Origin of the sequence: Nocardia sp. NPDC051321 (genome assembly GCF_044455225.1) — a bacterium.
In the GTDB taxonomy this organism is placed as follows: domain Bacteria; phylum Actinomycetota; class Actinomycetes; order Mycobacteriales; family Mycobacteriaceae; genus Nocardia.
Genome location: NZ_JBITEM010000002.1, coordinates 590,815 through 611,470 on the forward strand (window position 1 = coordinate 590,815; position 20,656 = coordinate 611,470).

19 protein-coding genes are annotated in these 20,656 nt (G+C 67.9%); 14 read left to right on the top strand and 5 right to left on the bottom strand.

What is annotated here, in order from left to right:
• The first annotated feature begins 93 nt into the window (after window positions 1–93).
• Window positions 94–840: an acyltransferase gene (locus ACIA8C_RS06810; RefSeq protein WP_397131672.1), complete on the top strand. Its 747-nt coding sequence runs from the start codon at window positions 94–96 to the stop codon at window positions 838–840.
• Window positions 837–1,382, top strand: a complete 546-nt coding sequence (locus ACIA8C_RS06815; RefSeq protein WP_397131674.1) for a DUF1697 domain-containing protein — start codon at window positions 837–839, stop codon at window positions 1,380–1,382. Before ACIA8C_RS06810 ends, ACIA8C_RS06815 begins: the two co-directional genes overlap by 4 nt.
• An 11-nt stretch (window positions 1,383–1,393) precedes the next feature.
• Here ACIA8C_RS06815 and ACIA8C_RS06820 read toward each other — a convergent pair whose 3' ends face one another.
• Genes ACIA8C_RS06820 through ACIA8C_RS06830 form a run of 3 tightly spaced genes read right to left on the bottom strand, consistent with a single transcriptional unit; the run spans window position 1,394 to window position 4,994 of the window.
• Window positions 1,394–2,647, bottom strand: a complete 1,254-nt coding sequence (locus ACIA8C_RS06820) for a glycosyltransferase family 4 protein (protein WP_397131676.1) — start codon at window positions 2,645–2,647, stop codon at window positions 1,394–1,396.
• A complete protein-coding gene (locus ACIA8C_RS06825) occupies window positions 2,644–4,224 on the bottom strand; it encodes a 1,4-alpha-glucan branching protein domain-containing protein (protein WP_397131678.1) in 1,581 nt (526 codons plus the stop codon). The genes ACIA8C_RS06820 and ACIA8C_RS06825 overlap by 4 nt, the downstream gene beginning before the upstream one ends.
• Window positions 4,221–4,994 carry a methyltransferase domain-containing protein gene (locus ACIA8C_RS06830; protein ID WP_397131830.1) on the bottom strand — a complete coding sequence of 258 codons (774 nt, stop codon included), beginning with the start codon at window positions 4,992–4,994 and terminating at the stop codon, window positions 4,221–4,223. The genes ACIA8C_RS06825 and ACIA8C_RS06830 overlap by 4 nt, the downstream gene beginning before the upstream one ends.
• A 316-nt stretch (window positions 4,995–5,310) precedes the next feature.
• Between ACIA8C_RS06830 and ACIA8C_RS06835 the strand changes: the two genes are divergently transcribed.
• The 5 genes from ACIA8C_RS06835 to ACIA8C_RS06855 all read left to right on the top strand — a co-directional run bounded on the left by ACIA8C_RS06835 (window position 5,311) and on the right by ACIA8C_RS06855 (window position 9,643).
• Window positions 5,311–6,096 (top strand): electron transfer flavoprotein subunit beta/FixA family protein, encoded by a 786-nt coding sequence (locus ACIA8C_RS06835; RefSeq protein ID WP_397131680.1) that lies wholly within the window; start codon window positions 5,311–5,313, stop codon window positions 6,094–6,096.
• Window positions 6,097–6,126: 30 nt separating this feature from the next.
• Entirely contained in the window at window positions 6,127–7,083 is a 957-nt protein-coding gene (locus ACIA8C_RS06840) for an electron transfer flavoprotein subunit alpha/FixB family protein (RefSeq protein ID WP_397131682.1), read from the top strand.
• Window positions 7,084–7,200: 117 nt separating this feature from the next.
• Window positions 7,201–7,821 carry a PadR family transcriptional regulator gene (locus tag ACIA8C_RS06845; RefSeq protein ID WP_397131684.1) on the top strand — a complete coding sequence of 207 codons (621 nt, stop codon included), beginning with the start codon at window positions 7,201–7,203 and terminating at the stop codon, window positions 7,819–7,821.
• A gap of 56 nt (window positions 7,822–7,877) precedes the next feature.
• On the top strand, window positions 7,878–8,885 hold the full coding sequence (locus ACIA8C_RS06850; protein ID WP_397131686.1) for an ATP-binding cassette domain-containing protein: 1,008 nt from the start codon (window positions 7,878–7,880) through the stop codon (window positions 8,883–8,885).
• Complete coding sequence (locus ACIA8C_RS06855) at window positions 8,882–9,643, top strand: ABC transporter permease (RefSeq protein WP_397131688.1); 762 nt, start codon at window positions 8,882–8,884, stop codon at window positions 9,641–9,643. The genes ACIA8C_RS06850 and ACIA8C_RS06855 overlap by 4 nt, the downstream gene beginning before the upstream one ends.
• 74 nt (window positions 9,644–9,717) lie before the next feature.
• Here the strand turns inward: ACIA8C_RS06855 and ACIA8C_RS06860 are convergent, their stop codons facing one another.
• Window positions 9,718–10,575 carry a LysR substrate-binding domain-containing protein gene (locus ACIA8C_RS06860; RefSeq protein WP_397131690.1) on the bottom strand — a complete coding sequence of 286 codons (858 nt, stop codon included), beginning with the start codon at window positions 10,573–10,575 and terminating at the stop codon, window positions 9,718–9,720.
• Window positions 10,576–10,686: 111 nt separating this feature from the next.
• Here ACIA8C_RS06860 and ACIA8C_RS06865 point away from each other — a divergent pair, with 111 nt between their 5' ends.
• The 3 genes from ACIA8C_RS06865 (at window position 10,687) to ACIA8C_RS06875 (ending at window position 14,096) form a co-directional block, all read left to right on the top strand.
• Window positions 10,687–11,979 carry an NAD(P)/FAD-dependent oxidoreductase gene (locus ACIA8C_RS06865; protein WP_397131692.1) on the top strand — a complete coding sequence of 431 codons (1,293 nt, stop codon included), beginning with the start codon at window positions 10,687–10,689 and terminating at the stop codon, window positions 11,977–11,979.
• Between the two features lie 252 nt (window positions 11,980–12,231).
• Entirely contained in the window at window positions 12,232–13,059 is an 828-nt protein-coding gene (locus ACIA8C_RS06870) for a GNAT family N-acetyltransferase (RefSeq protein WP_397131694.1), read from the top strand.
• The gene (locus ACIA8C_RS06875; protein WP_397131696.1) at window positions 13,056–14,096 is read left to right on the top strand and encodes a lysophospholipid acyltransferase family protein; all 1,041 of its coding nucleotides are present in this window, start codon (window positions 13,056–13,058) and stop codon (window positions 14,094–14,096) included. The genes ACIA8C_RS06870 and ACIA8C_RS06875 overlap by 4 nt, the downstream gene beginning before the upstream one ends.
• Window positions 14,097–14,108: 12 nt before the next feature.
• On the opposite strand, the gene ACIA8C_RS06880 is transcribed toward ACIA8C_RS06875, so the two are convergent.
• Window positions 14,109–14,456 carry a DoxX family protein gene (locus ACIA8C_RS06880; protein WP_397131698.1) on the bottom strand — a complete coding sequence of 116 codons (348 nt, stop codon included), beginning with the start codon at window positions 14,454–14,456 and terminating at the stop codon, window positions 14,109–14,111.
• A gap of 250 nt (window positions 14,457–14,706) precedes the next feature.
• Here ACIA8C_RS06880 and ACIA8C_RS06885 point away from each other — a divergent pair, with 250 nt between their 5' ends.
• The 4 genes from ACIA8C_RS06885 to ligA all read left to right on the top strand — a co-directional run bounded on the left by ACIA8C_RS06885 (window position 14,707) and on the right by ligA (window position 20,579).
• The gene (locus ACIA8C_RS06885) at window positions 14,707–15,936 is read left to right on the top strand and encodes a cysteine desulfurase family protein (protein WP_397131700.1); all 1,230 of its coding nucleotides are present in this window, start codon (window positions 14,707–14,709) and stop codon (window positions 15,934–15,936) included.
• Window positions 15,936–17,060: a tRNA 2-thiouridine(34) synthase MnmA gene (mnmA, locus tag ACIA8C_RS06890; RefSeq protein ID WP_397131702.1), complete on the top strand. Its 1,125-nt coding sequence runs from the start codon at window positions 15,936–15,938 to the stop codon at window positions 17,058–17,060. The genes ACIA8C_RS06885 and mnmA overlap by 1 nt, the downstream gene beginning before the upstream one ends.
• Before the next feature lie 202 nt (window positions 17,061–17,262).
• Window positions 17,263–18,333, top strand: a complete 1,071-nt coding sequence (locus ACIA8C_RS06895; protein WP_397131704.1) for a methionine synthase — start codon at window positions 17,263–17,265, stop codon at window positions 18,331–18,333.
• Window positions 18,334–18,449: 116 nt separating this feature from the next.
• Window positions 18,450–20,579, top strand: coding sequence for an NAD-dependent DNA ligase LigA (ligA, locus tag ACIA8C_RS06900; RefSeq protein WP_397131832.1), 2,130 nt, complete (start codon window positions 18,450–18,452; stop codon window positions 20,577–20,579).
• The last annotated feature ends 77 nt before the right edge of the window (window positions 20,580–20,656 follow it).

The window sequence follows — 20,656 nt, forward strand, 5'->3', positions numbered from 1 at the left end:
CGCGCCCGAATCGGCACCGGCCGCGCCCGTTATGCTCTACCCGTCGTCATCGAGGTGGCGACGAGCCGTTGGACCACGACAGGAGAACCGTTCGTGACGAGCATGTGGGGCGCACCGTTGCGCTCGCGCTGGCGAGGATCGCGCCGCCGGGATCCGCAGCAGGCGCGCTTTCTTACCGCGGCGTCGCTGCGCTGGGTGCTCGCGAACCGGGCGTACACGCCCTGGTACCTGGTGCGCTACTACCGGCTGCTCAAGTTCCGGCTGGCCAACCCGCACATCGTGTTGCGCGGCATGGTTTTCCTCGGCAAGCGGGTGGAGGTGCACGCCACCCCCGAGCTGGGCCGGATGGAGATCGGCCGCTGGGTACACATCGGCGACGGCAACGCCATCCGCTGCCACGAGGGTTCGCTGCGCATCGGCGACAAGGTGGTGTTCGGCAAGGACAACGTCGTCAACACCTACCTCGACATCGAGATCGGCGAATCCACCCTGGTCGCCGACTGGTGCTACATCTGCGACTTCGACCACAAGATGGACGACATCACGTTGCCGATCAAGGATCAGGGCATCGTGAAGAGTCCCGTCCGGATCGGTCCCGACACCTGGATCGCCGCCAAGGTCACGGTGCTGCGGGAGACGCGGGTCGGCCGCGGCTGTGTGCTCGGCGCGCACGCCGTCGTCAAGGGCGAGATACCGGATTACAGCATCGCGGTCGGTGCGCCGGCCAAGGTCGTCAAGAACCGCAAGGCCGCCTGGGAGGCGAGCGCCGAGGAGCGCGCGAAATACCTTGCGGCGCTGGAAGATATCGAGCGTAAAAAGAACGGCGCCAAGACGGCATGACGCGCTACGCCGCACTGTTGCGCGGGATCGCGCCGAGCAACCCGAACATGAGCAACGAGAAGTTGCGCGGCGTGTTCGAGAAGCTGGGGTTCGAGCAGGTCGCGTCGGTGCTGGCGAGCGGCAACATCGTTTTCCAGAGCCCCGACACCGACGTCAGCGATCTCGAGGATCGGATTCAGCAGGCGCTCAACGCCGAACTGGGCATTGCCGGTGGCACCATCATCCGCAGTCACGAAGAGCTGCAAGCACTACTGGACACCGATCCGTTCCCCGGCCTCACCCACGGCCGCGGCACCTACCTCATCGCCACGTTCCTCAAGGACCGCAAAAAAGCCGCCCGCAAGCTGCCCGACCAGCCCGATCCGCTGGCCCGCGTGGTCGGCTACGACAAGCCGTGCAGCACCTATCTCGCGGTGATCGACAACAGCGAACCCGGCAAGACCCCGGACTTCATGGCCTGGCTCGAAAAAACCCACGGCAAAGAAATCACCACCCGCACCTGGCTCACCGTCCAGCGCGTCGTCAAAAAGATGGCGCCCTAGCGGTATTCGCGCTACTTGGGGTCGCGCTCGGGGAGGGGGCGTTCGATGATGGTTGGGCGGCCGAGGGGGTTGCGGACGCGGCGTTTGGCGGAGTGGTAGACCTGGGCGGTTTCGGCGGCTACGACGTCCCAGGCGAAGTCGGCGGTGAGGCGTTCGTGGGCGGCGTAGGCGCGGTCTTGGGCGGCGACGGGGTCGTCGAGGGTGGCGCGGGCGGCGTCGACCAGGCCGTCGACGTCGGCGGGGGCGAAGGAGGCGCCGGTGACGCCGTCGATGACGGCCTCGCCGAGTCCGCCCGCGGTGGAGGTGATCAGCGGGGTGCCCGCGGCGGCAGCTTCGAGCGCGACGATGCCGAAGGGTTCGTAGCGGCTCGGCAGCACGATGGCGTCGGCGCCGTGCAGCCAGCCGAGCAGTTGGGTGTGGTCGAGTTGGCCTGCGAAATGCACCGCGCGGGCCACCCGGTGCACCCGGGCGCGCTCACGCAGCCACTCGAATTGGGTGCCGATACCGGCGACGGTGAGCGTGGTGCCGGGGTGCGCGCGGCGGATGCGCGGTAACGCGGCGATCGCGTCCTGCACGCCCTTCTCGTATTCGAGCCTGCCGACATAGAGCAGCCGCGGCGGCCCGGTGCGCGGCGAGCGCGGCCGAAATGTCCAGGCGCCCACGTCGATTCCGTTGCGGATTACCGTCATCGGCACTCGCTCGGGGCCGTAGAGCCGTTCCACTTCGTCCTGCATCGAGGCCGAGCAGGTGATCAGCGCGTCGGATTCGTTGGCGAGCCACCACTCGACGGAATGCACCTGCCGGTTGACCTTGCCCGCGACCCAGCCGCTGTGCCGTCCGGCTTCGGTGGCATGAATGGTCGAGACCAGCGGCACGTCGTAGTACTCGGCCAGCGCGATGCCGGGGTGGGCGACCAGCCAGTCGTGCGCGTGCACCACGTCGGGCGCCCAGCCGTCACCGATGCCGGGCTTGCCGAGCGCGATACCGGCCCGCACCATGGCGTGCCCCATGGCCAGGGTCCAGGCCAGCATGTCCTCGCCGAAGTCGAAGCACGGCGGGTCCTCCGCGACCGCGACCACCAGCACACCCTCGGCGATGAAGGAGTGGGTGGGATGGGTCGAGGAGTCGGTGCCGGAGGGGCGACGGGCCAGCACGACCACCTCGTGGCCCGCAACGGCCAGCTCGGTCGCCAGGTGATGCACATGCCTGCCCAACCCGCCGACCACGACCGGCGGGTATTCCCACGACACCATCAAGATCTTCATGCATGTCCTTCTGCGCTGGACGCGGCGTGCTCGGCGGCCGCGGCGTAGCTTCCTCCGGACCCGGCAGTGCCGAGTCGTCGCGCGTCCACACCGGGGAAGAGTCCGTCAGCCGACCCCCATCCTGCCGCCAACTGCTGTGCTTTCGCGAGTTGACCCGCTCCGACGGCGGCCGCGATCTCCCGCACGGCGTGCGCGTGCCGGTGCGCGCGGTCGCGCGCGTAGCCCGCGGCGGAGTCCTTGCTGACCATGAACGCCCAGTCGCTGGACACGGTGAGGATGGCTTCGCGCAGCAACTGGTCGGCGACGTTGTCGCGCAGCGCGGGCGCACCGTCGGCGGGGCGCATCTTGTCGACCGTGTCCAGGGTGAGCCGCACGATGTCGTCGTTGAGCTCGACCAGGTCCTGCACCTGATCCCCGGCCCAGACCCGCCAGTCCTTGCCGGAGCCCCAGGACGAATCGGCCAATGGCACCGGCGCACCGACGAATCCGCGTTCGCGCGCATCGGCCAGCGTGCCGACATCGACGCCGGCCTCGGGCAGCGCCCGCAACACCTGGGCCAACCATTGTGGCCCCTCGTGCCACCAGTGCCCGAACAATTCGGTGTCGAACGCGGCCACCACCAGCGCGGGCCTGCCGATCCGCGCGGATTCGCTGATCAGTCGCTCGCGCACCGTCTGCACGAAGTCGTCGACGTCGCGGCCGATCGCCGCGGCCGCGAGTTCCGGGTCGTAGGGCGCCTTGTCCGGACCGGCCACCGTCTTGCCGGTGACCCGGGACGGCTTGAGACCGGTCGCGTGGTCGTAGTGATGAAAGTCACGGTAGGCACTCTGGCCCGGGTAGCCGGATTTGGGCGACCAGACCCGGTAACTCACCTGCAGATCGCGCCCGAACGCGACCACATCGGACTCGCGGACCGGGCGGCCGAGGGTGGTGTCGCCGCGCAGCGCGGGTCCGTCGACCATGAAATGGGTCACACCGGCCTCGGCGTAACCGATCTCCATGCCCGGTGTGTAGCCGCATTCCGGCGCCCAGATGCCGGTGGGCGTGTGGCCCCAGCGGTGGCGCGCGTCGCTCAGTCCCTCGGTGAGCTGGAACTGGCGCAGCCGCGGATCGAGCAGCGGCTGGAACGGGTGAGCCAGTGGGCCGCCGAGCAATTCGATGGTGCCCGCGTCGATCAGCCCGCGCCAGACCGGTGCGGCGCCGTGCCGCCAGTGCTCCTCGAAATCGGCCAAAGCCGCTGTGGCCAAACGATGTTCGTGCCTGCCGAGGGCGACATTGCCTGCCATCGCCGCCTCGTCGGCGCGTAGTTGCCAGTTGCCGAGCCAGTGGTGCATGCCCGCGAGGCAGTGCGGGTCGTCCAGCTGCGCCGCGAGCACCGGCGTGATGCCGAGGCTGAGCAGATGCGAACGTCCTTCGGCGGCAAGCGTTCTCAGTACCTCGGCGACCGGAAGGTAAGACGCCGCCCAGGATTGGTAGAGCCATTCCTCGCCGACCGGCCACCGGCCGTGGTGCGCGAACCAGGGCAGATGGGAGTGCAGGACCAGGCTGAACTGACCCGGAACCGCCGCGTCGTTCAAGGCTTCACCGCGATGGCGACCAGGTCGAGGCTCGCGTCGATGTCGTCGGCGATCAGCGCGAAGTCGTCGATGGTGACGGCCGCGACGTCGGCGGTGAGCTCGGCGGGCCACGGTTCACCGGCCAGCGCGCGCTCGATCTGCGCGTCGATGAACGACCCACCGTGCTTGGCGTCCAACGCTTTCAGGCTCGCGCCGTGGTGCACGCCGGTCATCCGCTCGACCTCGAAGCCCGCCTCGACCAGCAGCTCGGTGAGCTCGGCGGCGTTGAGTTCGCGGGTGTGGAACGGGTTGAGCGGGGTATCGCGACCGGGCGAGAAGGTGATCCGGTTCGGCGTGCTGATCAGCAGCTCGCCGCCGGGTCGCAACACCCGTAGGCACTCACGAAGGAACTGGCCCTGATCCCAAAGATGTTCGATCACTTGAAAATTCACCACGACGTCGACCGAGGCGTCGGGCAGCGGCAGCGCGGCGAGGTTGCCCTGGATCATCTCCACCCGCGGGTACCTGGCGCGCACGTGCTCGACCGCGCCGGTGTCGTAGTCGACGCCGGTGACCTTGGTGGCCACCGAGGCGATCATGTCCGCGCCGTAGCCTTCGCCGGATCCGGCCTCCAGCACGGTTTTTCCGGCGCAACGGTCGAGCAGGCGAGCGTAGGCGATCTCGTGTCTGCGGAACCAGTAGTTCTCCTCGGCGATGCCGGGGACGGTCCGCTCGCCGGTCAACGGCAGCGGTTCGACGGCGTCGATGGTCGTCGCTGGCGCGCCGGTCATGCCAGTCGGGTCGTGCAATGCGGCAGGGATCACAGCCTCACTCATCGTTCCGACGTTACTGGTACTGAGTGTTTGCGGGATACCCGCACCCGGTCACCGGGATGCCCCTGCCCAGTCGAGATAGACCGTTCGGCATGGGTGCTCCGACCCGGCACGATATCGCTGGGTCTGGCGTTATGAGAGAGAAGCGGCTAAGTTACCCACGGGTAACTTAACGTAGGGTAGTGTCACGCCCTGAGCTACTCACACGGACGTACGGCGCCGCCTGTGCGACCACTCCATACGTGTAACCAGAACAGGAGGTCGACGAAGACCGATGCCGAACATCGTCGTACTCATCAAGCAGGTTCCCGACACCTGGTCCGAGCGCAAGCTGACCGATGGTGACTACACCCTCGATCGCGAAGCCGCCGACGCCGTCCTCGACGAGATCAACGAGCGCGCCGTCGAAGAAGCGCTGCTGATCAAGGAGGCGCAGGGCGGCGAGGTCACCGTGCTTGCCGCCGGTCCGGACCGGGCCACCGAGGCCATCCGCAAGGCGCTGTCCATGGGCGCCGACAAGGCCATTCACATCAACGACCCGGCGATCCACGGCTCCGACGCGGTGCAGACCGCCTGGGCGCTGGCGAGCGCGCTCGGCCAGGTCGAAGGCGTCGAGCTGGTCATCGCGGGCAACGAGGCGACCGACGGTCGCGCCGGTGCGGTCCCCGCGATCATCGCCGAGTACCTCGGCCTGCCGCAGCTGACGCACCTGCGCAAGCTCACCATCGACGGCGACAAGATCACCGGCGAGCGCGAGACCGATGATGGCGTCTTCAAGCTGGAGGCCACCCTCCCGGCCATCGTCAGCGTGACCGAGAAGATCAACGAGCCGCGCTTCCCGTCCTTCAAGGGCATCATGGCCGCGAAGAAGAAGGAAGTGCAGACCTTCACGCTGGCCGATCTGGGTGTCGACCCGTCGACCGTCGGTGTCGCGAACGCGGGCACCACCGTCACCGGCGCCACCCCGAAGCCGCCGCGGACCGCGGGCGAGAAGATCACGGACGAAGGCGACGGCGGCACCAAGATCGCCCAGTACCTCGTCGGTCAGAAGATCATCTGATCCCGCCGATCTGCTTAGGAGAGAACACAAATGGCTGAAGTACTTGTGCTCATCGAGCACGCGGACGGTGCGATCAAGAAGGTCAGCACCGAACTCCTCACCGCCGCCCGCAACCTGGGCGAGCCTGCCGCCGTCGTGCTCGGCACCGCGGGCACCGGCGAGAAGCTGGCCGACGCGCTCGCCGCGGCCGGTGCGGAGAAGGTCTACATCGCCGAATCCGACGACGTGGACAACTACCTGCTCACCCCGAAGATCGACGTGCTCGCCGCGCTGACCGAGCAGGTCTCCCCGGCCGCCGTCATCGTCGCCGCCTCGGCCGAAGGCAAGGAGGTGTCGGGCCGCCTCGCCGCCCGCATCGGCTCCGGCCTGCTGGTCGACGTGATCGACGTGAAGTCCGACGGCACCGCCGTGCACTCCATCTTCGGTGGCGCGTTCACCGTCGATGCCAAGGCCACCGGCGACGTGCCGGTGATCTCGGTGCGCCCCGGCGCCATCGAGGCGTCCGCGCAGGCCGGTGCCGGCGAGAAGGTCACCGTCGAGGTGCCCGCGCAGGAAGACGGCGTCGTCAAGGTGACCGCTCGCGAGCCGATCGTCGGCGGTGACCGTCCGGAGCTCACCGAGGCGAGCATCGTCGTCTCCGGTGGTCGTGGCGTCGGTTCCGCCGAGAAGTTCTCGGTGGTCGAGGAGCTGGCCGACTCGCTCGGTGCCGCCGTCGGCGCCTCGCGTGCCGCGGTCGACTCCGGCTACTACCCGGGCCAGTTCCAGGTCGGCCAGACCGGTAAGACGGTCTCGCCGCAGCTCTACATCGCCCTCGGCATCTCCGGCGCCATCCAGCACCGGGCAGGCATGCAGACCTCGAAGACCATCGTCGCGGTCAACAAGGACGAAGAGGCCCCGATCTTCGAGATCGCGGACTACGGCATCGTCGGCGACCTGTTCAACGTCGCCCCGCAGCTGACCGAAGCGGTCAAGTCGCACAAGGGCTGATTCGCAGCAGCATCATCGAACGGCCCCTGGCTTCGGCTCGGGGCCGTTCGTGTATCCGGAACCCGCTGTGCGGGAAGAGGTTCCGTTACAGCGTCGCGGGTGCGATAGCCTGCGGGTATGGCTGTTCCTACGACACGGATGCTGGTGCTTGCGGTGACGCGGATGCTGCAACCGGTGCATGGTTATGACGTTCGGCGTGAGCTGCTGTCCTGGCGGGCGGAAAACTGGGCGAACGTGAAGCCCGGCTCGATCTACGGCGCGCTCAAAACGATGCAGCGCGACGGGCTGATCGCCGTCGAAGGGGTGGGGCAGGATGGCGCGCGGCCGGAGCGAACGACCTATCGCATCACTCCCGAAGGGGAGAAGGTGTTCGGGGAGATGGTGCGCGAGTCGTTGTGGTCCGCGGAGTTGCTGCGGCATCCGTACGTCGCTGCGGTGTCGATGTTTCCGCAGGCGCCGCGCGAAGAGGTCGTGGCCGCGTTGCGCAGCCGGATTCTCAAGTTCGAGGCCGAGATCGTGCAGCTGGAACGGGAGGAGGCCCGGATTCTGGCGGGTAGTGGTGACCCGACCGAGACTGAGCCGCACCACGTCGCCGACGCCGTCCGGCTCGCTGCCGACCATCTGCGGGCGGATCTGAACTGGTCGCGAAAGACGTTGGCGCGCATCGAATCCGGCGAACTCGATGTGTGGAGTGGCGTCTTCGCGAAGTCGAGCACGCTGGAGTCGCCGATGTCATGATCAAGCCTGAATAGTAAAGCTTGACTATTCAGTCGATCGTTCCTACCGTAAGCGGTGTGGAAACGATCGACACTGTTCGTGGCCGCACACGTACCGCGGTCATCGAGGTGCGTGGGCTTGCCCGAACGTTCAACACCAGAACCGGTCCCGTCGAGGCGGTCAAGGGGGTCGATTTCGCCGTGCACGACGGCGAAATCCTCGGTCTCCTAGGCCCGAACGGCGCGGGCAAGACAACTACCCTGCGGATGATCAGCACGCTGATCGAGCCCACCGCGGGCGAGGCGACCATCTCCGGCGCCGACCTGCGCACCGAGGCGCGGACCGTGCGTTCGCGGATCGGGTATGTCGCGCAGGGCGGCATGACCAACGACCTCGAACTCGTCATCGACGAATTAGTGCTGCAGGCAAGGCTTTTCGGTCTCAGCAAGGAGCAGGCCCTGCGCAATGCCGAAGAGCTGATGGCCGCGCTGGATCTGGACGGCCTCGCCGGGCGCAAATGCGCCCAGCTGTCCGGTGGTCAGCGGCGGCGCGTCGACATCGCGCTCGGCCTCATGCACGGCCCGAAGCTGATCTACCTGGACGAGCCGACCAGCGGCCTGGATCCGCAGAGCCGGGCCAACCTGTGGGAACACATTCGCCGACTGCGGGATCGGGGCACCACGGTCGTGCTCACCACGCACTACCTGGACGAGGCCGACGCGCTCTGTGACCGGCTGCTGGTGATGGACCACGGCGTCGTGGTCGCCGAGGGCTCGCCCGACGAACTCAAGCGGCGGATCTCCGGCGATGTGGTCAGCCTCGAAATCGCCGACGAGCAAGCCGATCTCGTGCTCGAGGTGGCCGAGGCGGTGCTCCAGCCGAGGTCGGCGGTGCGCGCGGCGGACGCGGACGCGACGGTGGTGCACCTGACGGTCGAGCGAGGTGATGCCGCTGTCGTGCCGCTGCTACGGGCGCTGGACGAGCGGGGTATCGCGGCGGGCGCGATTACCGTCAAACGGCCGAGCCTCGAGGATGTGTTCCTCACTATCACCGGACGTTCACTGCGAGAAGGGAATCGATCATGAGGTTCGCGCACGACACCGGGCTGATCTTCTGGTCCCAGCTGCGAGCCAACCTGCGCAACCCCATGTGGGTGATGATCGGGCTGTCCCAACCGGTGCTGTATCTGGTGCTGTTCGGTCCGTTGATCAAAGGGATCGCGCCCTCGCTCGGCACCGATATCGACCCGTGGAAGATCCTCACGCCAGCCTTGGTCATCCAAACCGGCCTGATGGGTTCGTTGTATGCCGGATTCGCCATCATCTCGGAGCTGCGTGCGGGAGTCATAGAGCGGCAACGGGTTACGCCCGCGGACCGGGGCGCGCTGCTGCTCGGCCGGGTGCTCAAGGACATGGTCGTGCTGATCGTGCAGGCCTTGGTCCTGGTAGGCGTCGCGGTGCTGGCGTTCGGATTGCGGCCGGACCCACTGGGTTTGGTGCTGTCGGTGCTGCTGATCGCGGTGATGTCGGCCGGGCTCGCGTCCGCGTCCTACGCGCTGGGGCTATGGGCCAGGGACGAGGGCACGCTTGCCTCCGTGCTCAACACGCTGACCCTGCCGATCATGCTGCTGTCCGGGATCCTGCTGCCGATGGCCGTCGGGCCGAACTGGCTGCGGTACATCGCGAAGGTAAATCCGTTCTCGCACACCGTCGATGCCGCGCGGGCGCTGTTCCGCGGCGACTTCGGCAGCACCGATGTCTACCTCGGCACCGGCGTTACCGTGGCGGTTGCGTTGGTGCTCATGGTGATCGGTGCCCGCAGCTTCGCTCGGGAGAACGCTTGAGCGAACACGCTTGTGCACTGAAGGATTCATAACGAACGACCCTGAGCTCCGGCTCGGGGTCGTTCGCCTATCGATCAGTGGCGATGGAGTCCGGCGAGCAACGTGGTGAGGATCGGTGAGCGGCGGACGTCGCTGCGCAGCACCGCGGAGACCGGGATGCGCAGCTTCTGGTCGGCCAGTTTGAGCACGACCAAACCCTCGGTGGAGCTTTCCGCATAGAGGACCGTCCAGGCGTCGGGCCGGTTGATCAGCTCCAAGGTCGCGGTGTGATCGGGCGGAATCGGCGGCCCGAACGTCGGCCCGGTGGGCAGCTCGGCGAACGCGGACCGAATCACGTTGTGCAGCAACACCTGTTCCTGTTCGGGCGGCAGCAGCAGCGGATAACGGCTCAGGTCCGAGAGCGTCACCGTCTCCCTGGTGGCCAGCGGGTGCGCGCTCGAGGTGGCGATCACCAGATCCTCGACCCACAGCTGCTCCACTTCTAGCCCCGGCTGGTCGACGCTGCCGCGGATGAGCGCGAGGTCGCAGTCGCCGTCGGCCACCGCGGTGATCCGCTGCCGGAACGGTTTGATCACGAACTCGATCTCCGCCTCGGGATGCGTCGCGCGGGCACCCGCGATCGCCGACAGCGATCGGGTCGCGAAGGACATGTTCGCGGCGAGCCGGATCCGCGGGCCGACGGTCCGCACCGCGGCCCGGATCGCCGACTCGAGGCTCAGCATCTGTTTCGCAAGGGGAAGTAGCCGTGCGGTGGCGTCGGTGGCCACTACTGATCTTGTCGAGCGCTCGAACAACTGCACGCCGAGATCGCGCTCGAGCCGGGAGATCTGATGGCTGATCGCGGACTGTGAGATAAAGCACCTCGCGGCGGCTCCGCTGAAGCTGAGCTCCTCGCAGACGGCCACGAAGTAGGTGAGCTGCCGAAGTTCCACAGCGCCTCCGATTAATGACGGATCGAGATAAGAGTCATCTAGATTATGCGCCCTAACTCCTGAAATATCTTCGTTCCCGATGACGGTTGGTAATGAGAGAAGGAGGCTGTCATGCAGTACGTGGATGCGGGAATCGAAACCGCGGGTGTCGTCATCGTCGGATCGGGGTTCGGCGGACTTTCCGCCGCCAAGCAACTTGCCAAGTCGGGTATCGATTACGTGCTGATCTCCAGCACGCCGGAGCACCTGTTCCAACCGTTGTTGTACCAGGTAGCGACCGGTGTGCTGGCATCGGAGGAGATCGCGCCGCCGATCGCTGCCATTCTGCGCCGTCACCGCGAGGCCGACGTGCGCCTCGGCAAGGTGGTTGCCATCGATCCGGACAAGGCGATCGTCACTTATGAGCACAACGGCGAGCAGCGCCGGATTCGGTACGGCTCGCTGATCGCCGCCACCGGTGCCAGCCAGTCCTACTTCGGCCGCGACGATTTCGCCGAGAAGACTTTTTCGCTCAAGACCATCGACGACGCGAAGCTGCTGCGCGCGCAGATCCAGCGGGTCTTCGCCGAGGCCGCGGGCGCGGACGAGGAGACCAAGCGCAGGCTGCTGAGCTTCGTGGTGGTCGGGGCGGGCGCGACCGGCGTCGAGGTGGCCGGTCAGCTGAAGGAACTCGCGAAAAGGTATTACCACCAAGAAGTTTCGGTCACCCTGGTGGAGGGCGCTGGCGAGGTGCTGCCACCGTTCGGCGGCGGGCTGTCCGAATACGCGAAGAAGTCGTTGACCCGCACCGGTGTCGACGTGCTGCTCGGCACCTTCGTCACCGACATCGAAGAGGGCAAGGTCACCGTCAAGGACAAGAGCGGTGTCGAACGCGGCATCGCGGCGGAGACCATCGTCTGGTCGGCGGGCGTGCAGGTCGGCGGCTTCGCGAAGGTGCTCGCGGAGGCCACCGGCGTCGAAACCGACCGTGCCGGAAGGCTGTTGATCAATCCCGACCTGACCGTCGGCGGCTACGCCGACATCTACGCGATCGGCGACATGACCTCGCTGAACGGCTACCCGGGCCAGTCGCCGGTGGCCATGCAGGAGGGCAGGCACGCCGCCGACATCATTCGCCGAAAGAAGCAGGCGGGCACCGCGTTCAAGTACTGGGACAAGGGCAGCATGGCGGTGATCAGCCGGTTCAGCGCGGTGACCAAGCTGAACGACAAGATCACCTTCCGCGGCCTGATCGCCTGGTTCATGTGGCTCGCGGTGCACCTGTTCTACCTGGTCGGCTTCCGCAACCGCTTCGCCGCGGTCGCCTCCTGGCTGGTCGCCTTCATCGGCACCGGCCGCCCCGGCTTCGCCGAGGTGAACAAGACCGCCGAGCCGGCCCGCGAAGTGGAGAAAACGGCCGCCTAAGGCAGCTCTGCCGTCGATAGCCGCATCGCGAACACCTCGCGATGCGGCTCTTTCGCGACGGCGGCCCATCTCGAAAAGTGTTCGGCGAGAAGCCATAATCAGGCAAAAGACGCGGTTGTGGCGCGCGGGCGCGAACGGGGCGCGACGGTCCGGTGAACGCTCGGTGTGATCATCATCTCGTTCACTGAACCGGCATCGCGGGGACACCTCGGGGTTGCTCCAGCGCAGTCTGCGGCTGGGTTCATTGACGATATGACTATTACGTCCGTGTTGACAGCCCCGGCGCGCTCGACGGACTCCGGGGTGGAACGGTCACGGTACTCGCTGGTCGTCTCGTCCGACGCAGAGCACCGCGCGGCGGCGCAGCGACTGCGCTACGGAGTGTTCGCGAGCGAGCCCGGATTCCATATCCCCGACAACGGCACCGGTCTGGACGCCGACCGGTTCGACGAGCACTGCGATCACCTGCTGGTCCGTGACGACCGCACCGAAGACTTCGTCGGCTGCTACCGAATGCTGCCGCCGGACCAGGTCGCCGCGGCGGGCGGTTACTACACGGCCACGGAATTCGATCTCTCCCAACTGGATCCGGCGGGCCGCCGGATCGTCGAGATGGGCCGTGCCTGCGTCGTCCCCGACCACCGCAACGGCTCGGTGCTCACCCTGATGTGGGCGGGCATCCTGCACTACATCCAGCTCACCGGTTACGACTGGGTGATGGGCTGCGTCTCGGTGCCCATGCAGGACAGCCCAACCGACGAACCCGGCGTGAACGTGCGCGGCGTGCGTGACCTGCTGCTCGGCAGGCACGCCTCCGATCCCGAACAGCGGGTGCGCCCGATTCGCCCGGTGGTCGTCGACGGCAAAACCCTCGACGACATGACCCCGCCCGCCCGCCCCAAGCTGCCGCCGCTGCTGCGCGGTTACCTGCGCCTCGGCGCGGAGATCTGCGGCGAGCCCGCCCACGACCCGGACTTCGGGGTGGCCGATTTCGTGGCCATCCTCGGCCTGGACACCATCAACACCCGCTACCTGAACCGCTTACAAGACGCCGCCGCGACCTTCGACGGGGGACGGTGAGGACTGTGGTCTTCGACGCGCCGCCCGCACAGGCCACCGCACACGCGTGGATGCCGTCGAGCCCGTGTGGGCTCGGCTGCATCGAGTCGATCGACCAGGTCGGCACCGGCCGGGTGATCGGCAGGCTGCTCGGCGTCGCCGGGCTGCTCGTCAGCTTTCCGATGGTGAATCTGGTTACGCCACAAGGCAAACGCGAACGTCTGCAACGCTGCTACGCGCGCACGTTGTTGAGTTGTCTCGGCATGGAATTGCGGATCGTCGATCGCCGGATCGACCTGAACGAGCGCGGTGCTGTCGATGAGGGCAGCACCGCGCCCGCCGTTTACGGGCCCTCCGGTACCGGCGTCATGGTCGTCGTCGGGCACATCGGCTGGACCGATATCGTCGCGCTCGCCGCGGTGCAGCCACTCGGCTTCGTCGCTCGGGCCGACATGGTCGATTGGCCGGTGCTCGGCAAGCTGGCGACGCTGATGCGGGTCATCCCGATCGAACGGGAAAAGCTGCGCGCGCTGCCCGGTGTGATCGCGCAGATCAGTGCCAGGCTCACCGCGGGCGAGCGGATCGCGGTGTTCCCCGAGGGCACCACCTGGTGTGGTCGCGCGTACGGCAGCATGCGGCCAGCGCTGTTCCAAGCGGCGGTCGACACCGCGACTCCGGTGCAGCCGGTGCGGCTGCGCTACCTGGATCGGCACGGGGCCCAGTGCACGGTGCCCGGATTCGTCGGCGAGGACACCTTCGCCTCGTCCGCCCGGCGCGTGCTGCGTTCGCGCGGCATGGTCGCCGAGGTGGTCCTGGAATCGGTGCAGCAGCCGGGCTCCGACCGACGCGATCTGGCTCGTCGCTGCGCGGCCGCCATCCGCGGCGCGGAGCTGTCGCGGCACGGTGCGCTCGACGCCACGGTGTGGATCGAGGCGGGCAAGACCCGGGTTCAGGACCCGTCGGTCGGCTCGGACGCACCAGAGGTCCGCAGGCCACCTCGTCGCATTCGCCCCATCCTGCGCGGGCGCGGCCGTCGCGTCGAAGAGGTCGGCAGCTAACAGGGGTCGTGGCTACCGAGCGAGTTGCAGCGCCAGGGTGGCGGCGGCCGGGACCAGGTACAGCACCGGGAAAATCGCGGTCTGGTACGAGCGTGCCCGAATCGCGGTCGCCGATGCGCCGAAGAAGTACGCGATCAGGCACACGGCCGCCGCGATCCCGATAGCTGGCACGAAGAACCCGACGATCAACCCGAGTGCCCCGGCCGACTTGGCCAGCGCCAGCCAGTTCCACCACGACCGCGGCACCCCGTACTGCTGCAGCGGCTCGACCACGAACTGCTTCTGCGCGGCCAGCGAGTACCCCGAGAACCCGATCCACAGAGCGGCAATCACACCGACGATGTAGTAGGCGACGTTCATTGGTGAATCCTTTGTTCGTTCAGCAGCTTGTCTGCCTGGTTGCCTGGTAGACGAAGCAGCGTTCCCGGGTGTGACATCGCCGCGATCGCAGGTTCCGGACACGGTCGTCGAGCGCGAGGACACGCGGGTTTTGGGAATACCGGAAGACGGTCGGCCTGTTGCGCATCGTGGGTGAGTCGTAGATAAACGTAGGCAGCGAGGGGATACCCCCAAGATGCGCAGGTCAAGGCTGGGATAGGCTTTATTGGTCATGAAGGCGGCTTTTTCGGGTCCGGTCCACGGTGCGGCGGCCCATACGGTCTACCTCGATCATGCGGCCACCACTCCGATGTTCACTGCCGCCATCGAGGCGATGACGGCTGCGCTCGGGATGGCGGGCAACGCGTCGTCGCTGCACGGCTCGGGCCGCGTCGCCCGGCGGACGCTGGAGGAGGCGCGCGAGTCCATCGCCGCCGATCTCGGTGCCCGGCCCTCGGAGGTCATCTTCACCTCCGGCGGGACCGAGAGCGACAATCTGGCGGTCAAGGGCATCTACTGGGCGCGCCGGGATGCCGACCCGCGCCGGACCAGGATCATTGTCAGCTCGGTCGAGCATCACGCGGTGATCGACGCGGTGGAGTGGCTGGAGAAGCACGAAGGCGCCAGGGTGACCTGGCTGCCGGTGGACGCCGAGGGCGTCGTCTCGCCACGCACGCTGCGCGCCGCGCTGTCGGCCAACCCCGACGACGTCGCGCTGGTCACCGTCATGTGGGCGAACAACGAGGTCGGCAGCATCCAGCCGATCGGCGAATTGGTCGCCGTGGCACAGGAATTCGGCGTGCCCATGCACAGTGACGCGGTGCAGGCCGCGGCGCAACTGCCGATCGACTTCGCCGCGAGCGGATTGTCGGCGGCCAGCTTCGCCGGACACAAGGTCGGCGGGCCGCACGGCGTCGGCGTGCTGCTGCTCGGCAGGCAGGTGCCGTGTGTGCCGCTGCTGCACGGCGGCGGGCACGAACGTGACCTGCGTTCCGGCACGTCGGATACCGCGGCCGCGGTCGGCCTGGCCAGCGCGTTGCGCCAGACGGCGATCGAATTGCCCACGCGCACCGCGGAATTGACCGCGTTGCGGGACGCGCTGATCGACGGCGTGCTTGCCATCGAGCCGGACGCGGTGCTCAACGGCGCCCCCGGCGAACGGCGCCTGCCCGGCAACGTGCACTTCACTTTCCCCGGCTGCGAAGGCGATTCGCTGCTGATGCTGCTGGACGCCGCGGGGATCGAGTGTTCGACCGGGTCGGCCTGTACCGCGGGTGTCGCGTCGCCGAGCCACGTGTTGATCGCGATGGGTGTCGAACAGTGGCAGGCCCGTGGGTCGCTGCGTTTTTCGTTGGGGCACACCTCGACTCGCGCCGATGTGGACGCGCTGTTGGGTGTGCTGCCCCAGGTGGTTGAGCGGGCCAGGGCCGCGGGTCTGGCCGGTGCGAAGGGAGGTGTTTGATGCGGGTACTTGCCGCGATGAGTGGTGGTGTTGATTCGGCGGTGGCGGCGGCGCGTGCCGTCGAAGCCGGGCACGAGGTGGTTGGCGTGCATCTCGCGCTGTCCGCGTCGCCGGGCACGTTGCGTACCGGGTCGCGTGGCTGCTGCTCGAAGGAGGACGCCGGTGACGCGCGGCGGGCCGCCGACGTGCTCGGTATCCCCTTCTACGTCTGGGATTTCGCCGATCGTTTCAAGGAAGACGTGATCGACGATTTCGTCGCCGCCTACGCGGCCGGCGAGACACCGAATCCGTGCCTGCGCTGCAACGAGAAGATCAAGTTCTCCGCGCTGGCCGATCGCGCGCTCGCCCTCGGCTTCGACGCCGTGGTCACCGGGCACTACGCGCGGCTCGACGACGGCGTGCTGCGCCGGGCCGTCGACGCCGACAAGGACCAGTCGTACGTGCTCGCGGTGCTCAACGCGCAGCAGCTGTCGCGCGCCATGTTCCCCGTCGGCGACACCCCGAAGCCGCGGATTCGCGAGGAGGCCGCCGAGCGTGGGCTGGCCGTCGCGAACAAGCCGGACAGCCACGACATCTGCTTCATCCCGTCCGGCGACACCCAGGCCTTCCTCGGCGCCAAGATCGGCATCCGGCCCGGTGCCGTGGTCGACGCCGACGGCCAGAAGCTCGCGGATCACGAAGGCGTGCACGGGTTCACGATCGGTCAGCGCAAGGGGCTCGGGCTGCCCGGCCCGGCCGCCGACGGTAAGCCGCGCTATGTGACCGGCATCGATCCCGATTCCGGCACCGTGCGCGTCGGCTCGGTCGAGGACCTGCAGGTGTGGGGCATCGAGGCGGAGCGCGCGATCTGGACCTCCGGTGCCGCACCGGACGGGCCGATCGAGTGCGTCGTGCAGGTGCGCGCGCACGGCGGCACCGCGCCGGCCATCGCCGAGGCGGTCGGCGACGGGCTGTCCGTCCGCCTGCGTGCGCCGCTGACCGGCGTCGCGCGCGGCCAGGCGGTGGTGCTGTATCGCCCGGATGAGCTGGGGGACTTGGTGATCGGCAGCGGAACCATCTCCGGTACCGGCGGCGTCGACAGCGCCGCGCTCGGTAGCGACGTGGGGTCCGCTGCTACGCGGTAAGCCCGGCCCGCGCGCCGATGTGCGAGGGTTACCTCGGGGCCGCGTCGCAGGGCGCGATTCGCACCGGATCGCGCCAGTTCGGCGAATAGGCCTGCCGCGCATACTGATCAGGCCGTGACCGGGCCTCCGGTGGCGCACCACGATCGACTGACGGAAGCGAACAACGGTGTACCAGAACGCGAAAGGCACTGACATCGACCGAGTGAGCGACGCCGAGGACAACCCCGCATCGAGCGGACTGCGCGGCCGGATCGCGACCGGTGTCGGTTCCTGGCCGGGAGCTGATCCCCGCGAGGCCGCCACCATCGTGCTCGGCGAATTGCCGGATCTGCCACATCTGGTGGAACTTCCGGGTCGCGGCGCGGGCGCGGACATGATCGGCCGGATGTCGGCGCTGCTTGTCGACATGCGATTCGACACCACCACCCGGGGCTATCGGCTCGCGCCGCGTCCGGGCGGGGTGTCCCGCCGCGCTCGCGATCTGCTCCGCGGCGACCTCGACGCACTCGAAGAGGCATGGGAGACAGCGGGTTCGGCGGGCTCTGGCCGCCCGATCAAGCTGCAGGTGGCCGGTCCGCTGACCCTCGCGGCACAGGTCGAATTGCCGAGCGGACACCTAGCTGTCACTGATCCCGGTGCGCTGCGCGATCTTTCGGAATCGCTGGCCGAGGGCCTGGTGAACCACGTCGCCGAGGTCCGTAACAGACTCGGCGCGGAAGTTGTTCTGCAACTGGACGAACCGTCGCTGGCCGCCGTACTCGAAGGCTCATTGAGCGGCGTCAGCATGCTCGACGGCGTCCGGTCGCTGCCCGAACCCGAGGCGCTCGCCATCCTGGACACGGTGATCGCCGCCCAGTCCGCGCCGGTGCTGATCCACAGTTGTGCTGAACCGCCCGCGCTCGCCTTCCTGCGGCGAAGTACCGCCGCCGCAATCGGATTCGACATCGCCACGATCGGTACCCGCGACCTCGACAGCATCGGCGAAATTCTGGACGCCGGCAAACATCTGGTTCTCGGCCTTGTCCCGACCACCGCCCCGGCCGCGCCGCCGACCTGGCGCGACATCGCCGAACCGGGCGTCCGCCTCATCGACCGCCTCGGCTTCGCGCGCACCACCTTGGCCGCGCAGGTCCTGGTCAGCCCCGCCTGCGGCCTGGGCAACGCGTCGCTGGCCTGGGCCCGCAAGGCCGTCGGCCTGGCCGCCGAGGTCGCTCGCGCCTACGCCGAAGACCCCGAGTCACTCACCTTCGAGGAGCCGTCGGGCATCGCGTGACCGACTCGTAGCCGGTGCCGCCGCACCGTGACATCCAGTGCTGCGACGTGCGCTAACACTGCCGTGAGATGTCGGTGGGCTCCGCTAATGTGCGTGGGGTGAGTGACAGTGGTGCGGTGAACAATGGCGCGAGCGCGGCGGCCCCGGCGACGGCGGAACAGCGCGTCGAGTGGCAGCGGCTGGCGGACGAGGTGCGTGAGCATCAGTTCCGCTACTACGTGCGCGACGCACCGATCATCACCGACGGTGAGTTCGACGCGTTGCTGCGGCAGTTGCAGGCGATGGAGGAGCAGCATCCCGATCTGCTCACCCCGGATTCGCCCACCCAGCTGGTCGGCGGCGGATTCGCGACCGACTTCACCGCGGTCGATCATCTCGAGCGGATGCTGTCGCTGGACAATGTGTTCGACTTCGACGAGCTGCGCACCTGGGCCAGCCGGGTGGAGGTTGAGACCGGGTCCGATCTGCACTATCTGTGCGAGGTGAAGATCGACGGTGTCGCGCTCAACCTGGTCTACGAGAACGGGCGGCTGGTGCGCGGCGCCACCCGGGGCGACGGACGCACCGGCGAGGACGTCACGCTCAACGCACGCACCATCGAGGACATCCCCGGTGAGCTGACACCGACCGATGAGTTTCCGCTCCCGACGCTGCTGGAAGTGCGCGGCGAGGCGTACATGCGGCTCGAGGATTTCGAGACGCTCAACGCGGCCATCGTGGCCGAAGGCAAAGCGCCCTATGCCAATCCGCGCAATACCGCGGCGGGCTCGCTGCGGCAGAAGGATCCGTCGGTCACCGCGCGGCGCAGGCTGCGGATGATCTGCCACGGATTCGGTCGCATCGAGGGCTACGCCCCCGCCTCGCAGCACGAGGCCTACCGCGCGCTCGCCGCGTGGGGTCTGCCGGTGTCCGAGCACACCAGGCTGGTGCAGGGCATCGACGCCGTCATCGAGCGCGTGGAGTACTGGGGCGTGCACCGGCACGACATCGAACACGAGATCGACGGCCAGGTGATCAAGGTCGACGAGATGGCGCTGCAGCGTCGCCTCGGCTCCACCTCGCGGGCCCCGCGCTGGGCCATCGCGTACAAATACCCGCCCGAGGAGGCGACAACCAAGCTGCTGAACATCGAGGTGAACGTCGGCCGCACCGGCCGGGTCACCCCGTTCGCGGTGATGGAACCGGTCTCCATCGCGGGCTCGACGGTCTCGATGGCCACGCTGCACAACGCCTCGGAGGTCAAGCGCAAGGGCGTGCTGATCGGCGACACGGTCACCATCCGCAAGGCGGGCGATGTGATCCCGGAGGTGCTCGGCCCGGTGGTCGACGCGCGCACCGGCGCGGAGCGCGAATTCGTGATGCCGACGCACTGCCCGGCCTGCGGCACCGAATTGGCGGCGCAAAAGGAGGGCGACGTCGACATTCGCTGCCCCAACCAGCAGTTCTGCCCGGCGCAGCTGCGCGAGCGGGTGTTCCATGTCGCCGGTCGCGGCGCGTTCGATATCGAGTCGCTCGGCTACGAGGCCGCCAATGATCTGCTGAAGTCGCAGGCGATCACCGATGAGGGCGACCTCTTCGACCTCGACGAGGCCGCGCTGCTCACCACCACGCTGTTCGCCAACAAGGACGGCGAGCTGTCGGCCAACGGCAAGCGGCTGCTGGAGAACCTGGAGACGGCCAAGAATCGACCGCTGTGGCGGGTGCTAGTCGCGTTGTCCATCCGGCACGTCGGGCCCACCGCGGCCAGGGTGCTCGCCCGCGAATTCGGCAGCCTCGACCGCATTCAGCACGCCTCGTCCGAGGAGCTGGCCGCCGCCGACGGCGTCGGACCCACCATCGCCGCCGCGGTCGCGGAATGGTTCACCGTCAACTGGCACCACGAGATCGTGGACAAGTGGCGTGATGCGGGCGTGCGGATGGCCGACGAACGCGACGAGTCCATCGAACGCACCCTGGAGGGTCTGTCCATTGTGGTGACCGGCTCGCTGGAAGGGTTCTCCCGCGACGGCGCCAAGGAGGCGATCCTGATTCGCGGCGGCAAGGCCGCGGGGTCGGTGTCGAAGAAGACCGCGTTCGTGGTGATCGGTGACTCGCCGGGGACCAAGGCCGCGAAGGCAGAGGAGCTCGGCGTGCCGATTCTCGACGAGGACGGATTCCGGTTGTTGCTCGAGGCCGGGCCGGAAGCGGTCGCACCGGAGACGGGCGCCGATGCCGATGCCGACGCCGACGCCGACGCGGAAGAGTAAGCGAGCGAGCGGTATTCGCTGACCGTGTGCGCCGTCGGCGAACAGCGCTTGACCTGAACTTCACTTCAGGTATGAGG

What these genes read in the sequence shown, in the direction of transcription:
- ACIA8C_RS06840 (WP_397131682.1), top strand. Translation starts at nt 6,127, where the DNA reads ATGGCTGAAGTACTTGTGCTCATCGAGCACGCGGACGGTGCGATCAAG.
- ACIA8C_RS06885 (WP_397131700.1), top strand. Translation starts at nt 14,707, where the DNA reads ATGAAGGCGGCTTTTTCGGGTCCGGTCCACGGTGCGGCGGCCCATACG.
- ACIA8C_RS06835 (WP_397131680.1), top strand. Translation starts at nt 5,311, where the DNA reads ATGCCGAACATCGTCGTACTCATCAAGCAGGTTCCCGACACCTGGTCC.
- ACIA8C_RS06880 (WP_397131698.1), bottom strand. Translation starts at nt 14,456, where the DNA reads ATGAACGTCGCCTACTACATCGTCGGTGTGATTGCCGCTCTGTGGATC.
- mnmA (WP_397131702.1), top strand. Translation starts at nt 15,936, where the DNA reads ATGCGGGTACTTGCCGCGATGAGTGGTGGTGTTGATTCGGCGGTGGCG.
- ACIA8C_RS06845 (WP_397131684.1), top strand. Translation starts at nt 7,201, where the DNA reads ATGGCTGTTCCTACGACACGGATGCTGGTGCTTGCGGTGACGCGGATG.
- ACIA8C_RS06815 (WP_397131674.1), top strand. Translation starts at nt 837, where the DNA reads ATGACGCGCTACGCCGCACTGTTGCGCGGGATCGCGCCGAGCAACCCG.
- ACIA8C_RS06865 (WP_397131692.1), top strand. Translation starts at nt 10,687, where the DNA reads ATGCAGTACGTGGATGCGGGAATCGAAACCGCGGGTGTCGTCATCGTC.
- ACIA8C_RS06855 (WP_397131688.1), top strand. Translation starts at nt 8,882, where the DNA reads ATGAGGTTCGCGCACGACACCGGGCTGATCTTCTGGTCCCAGCTGCGA.
- ACIA8C_RS06870 (WP_397131694.1), top strand. Translation starts at nt 12,232, where the DNA reads ATGACTATTACGTCCGTGTTGACAGCCCCGGCGCGCTCGACGGACTCC.
- ACIA8C_RS06830 (WP_397131830.1), bottom strand. Translation starts at nt 4,994, where the DNA reads ATGACCGGCGCGCCAGCGACGACCATCGACGCCGTCGAACCGCTGCCG.
- ACIA8C_RS06820 (WP_397131676.1), bottom strand. Translation starts at nt 2,647, where the DNA reads ATGAAGATCTTGATGGTGTCGTGGGAATACCCGCCGGTCGTGGTCGGC.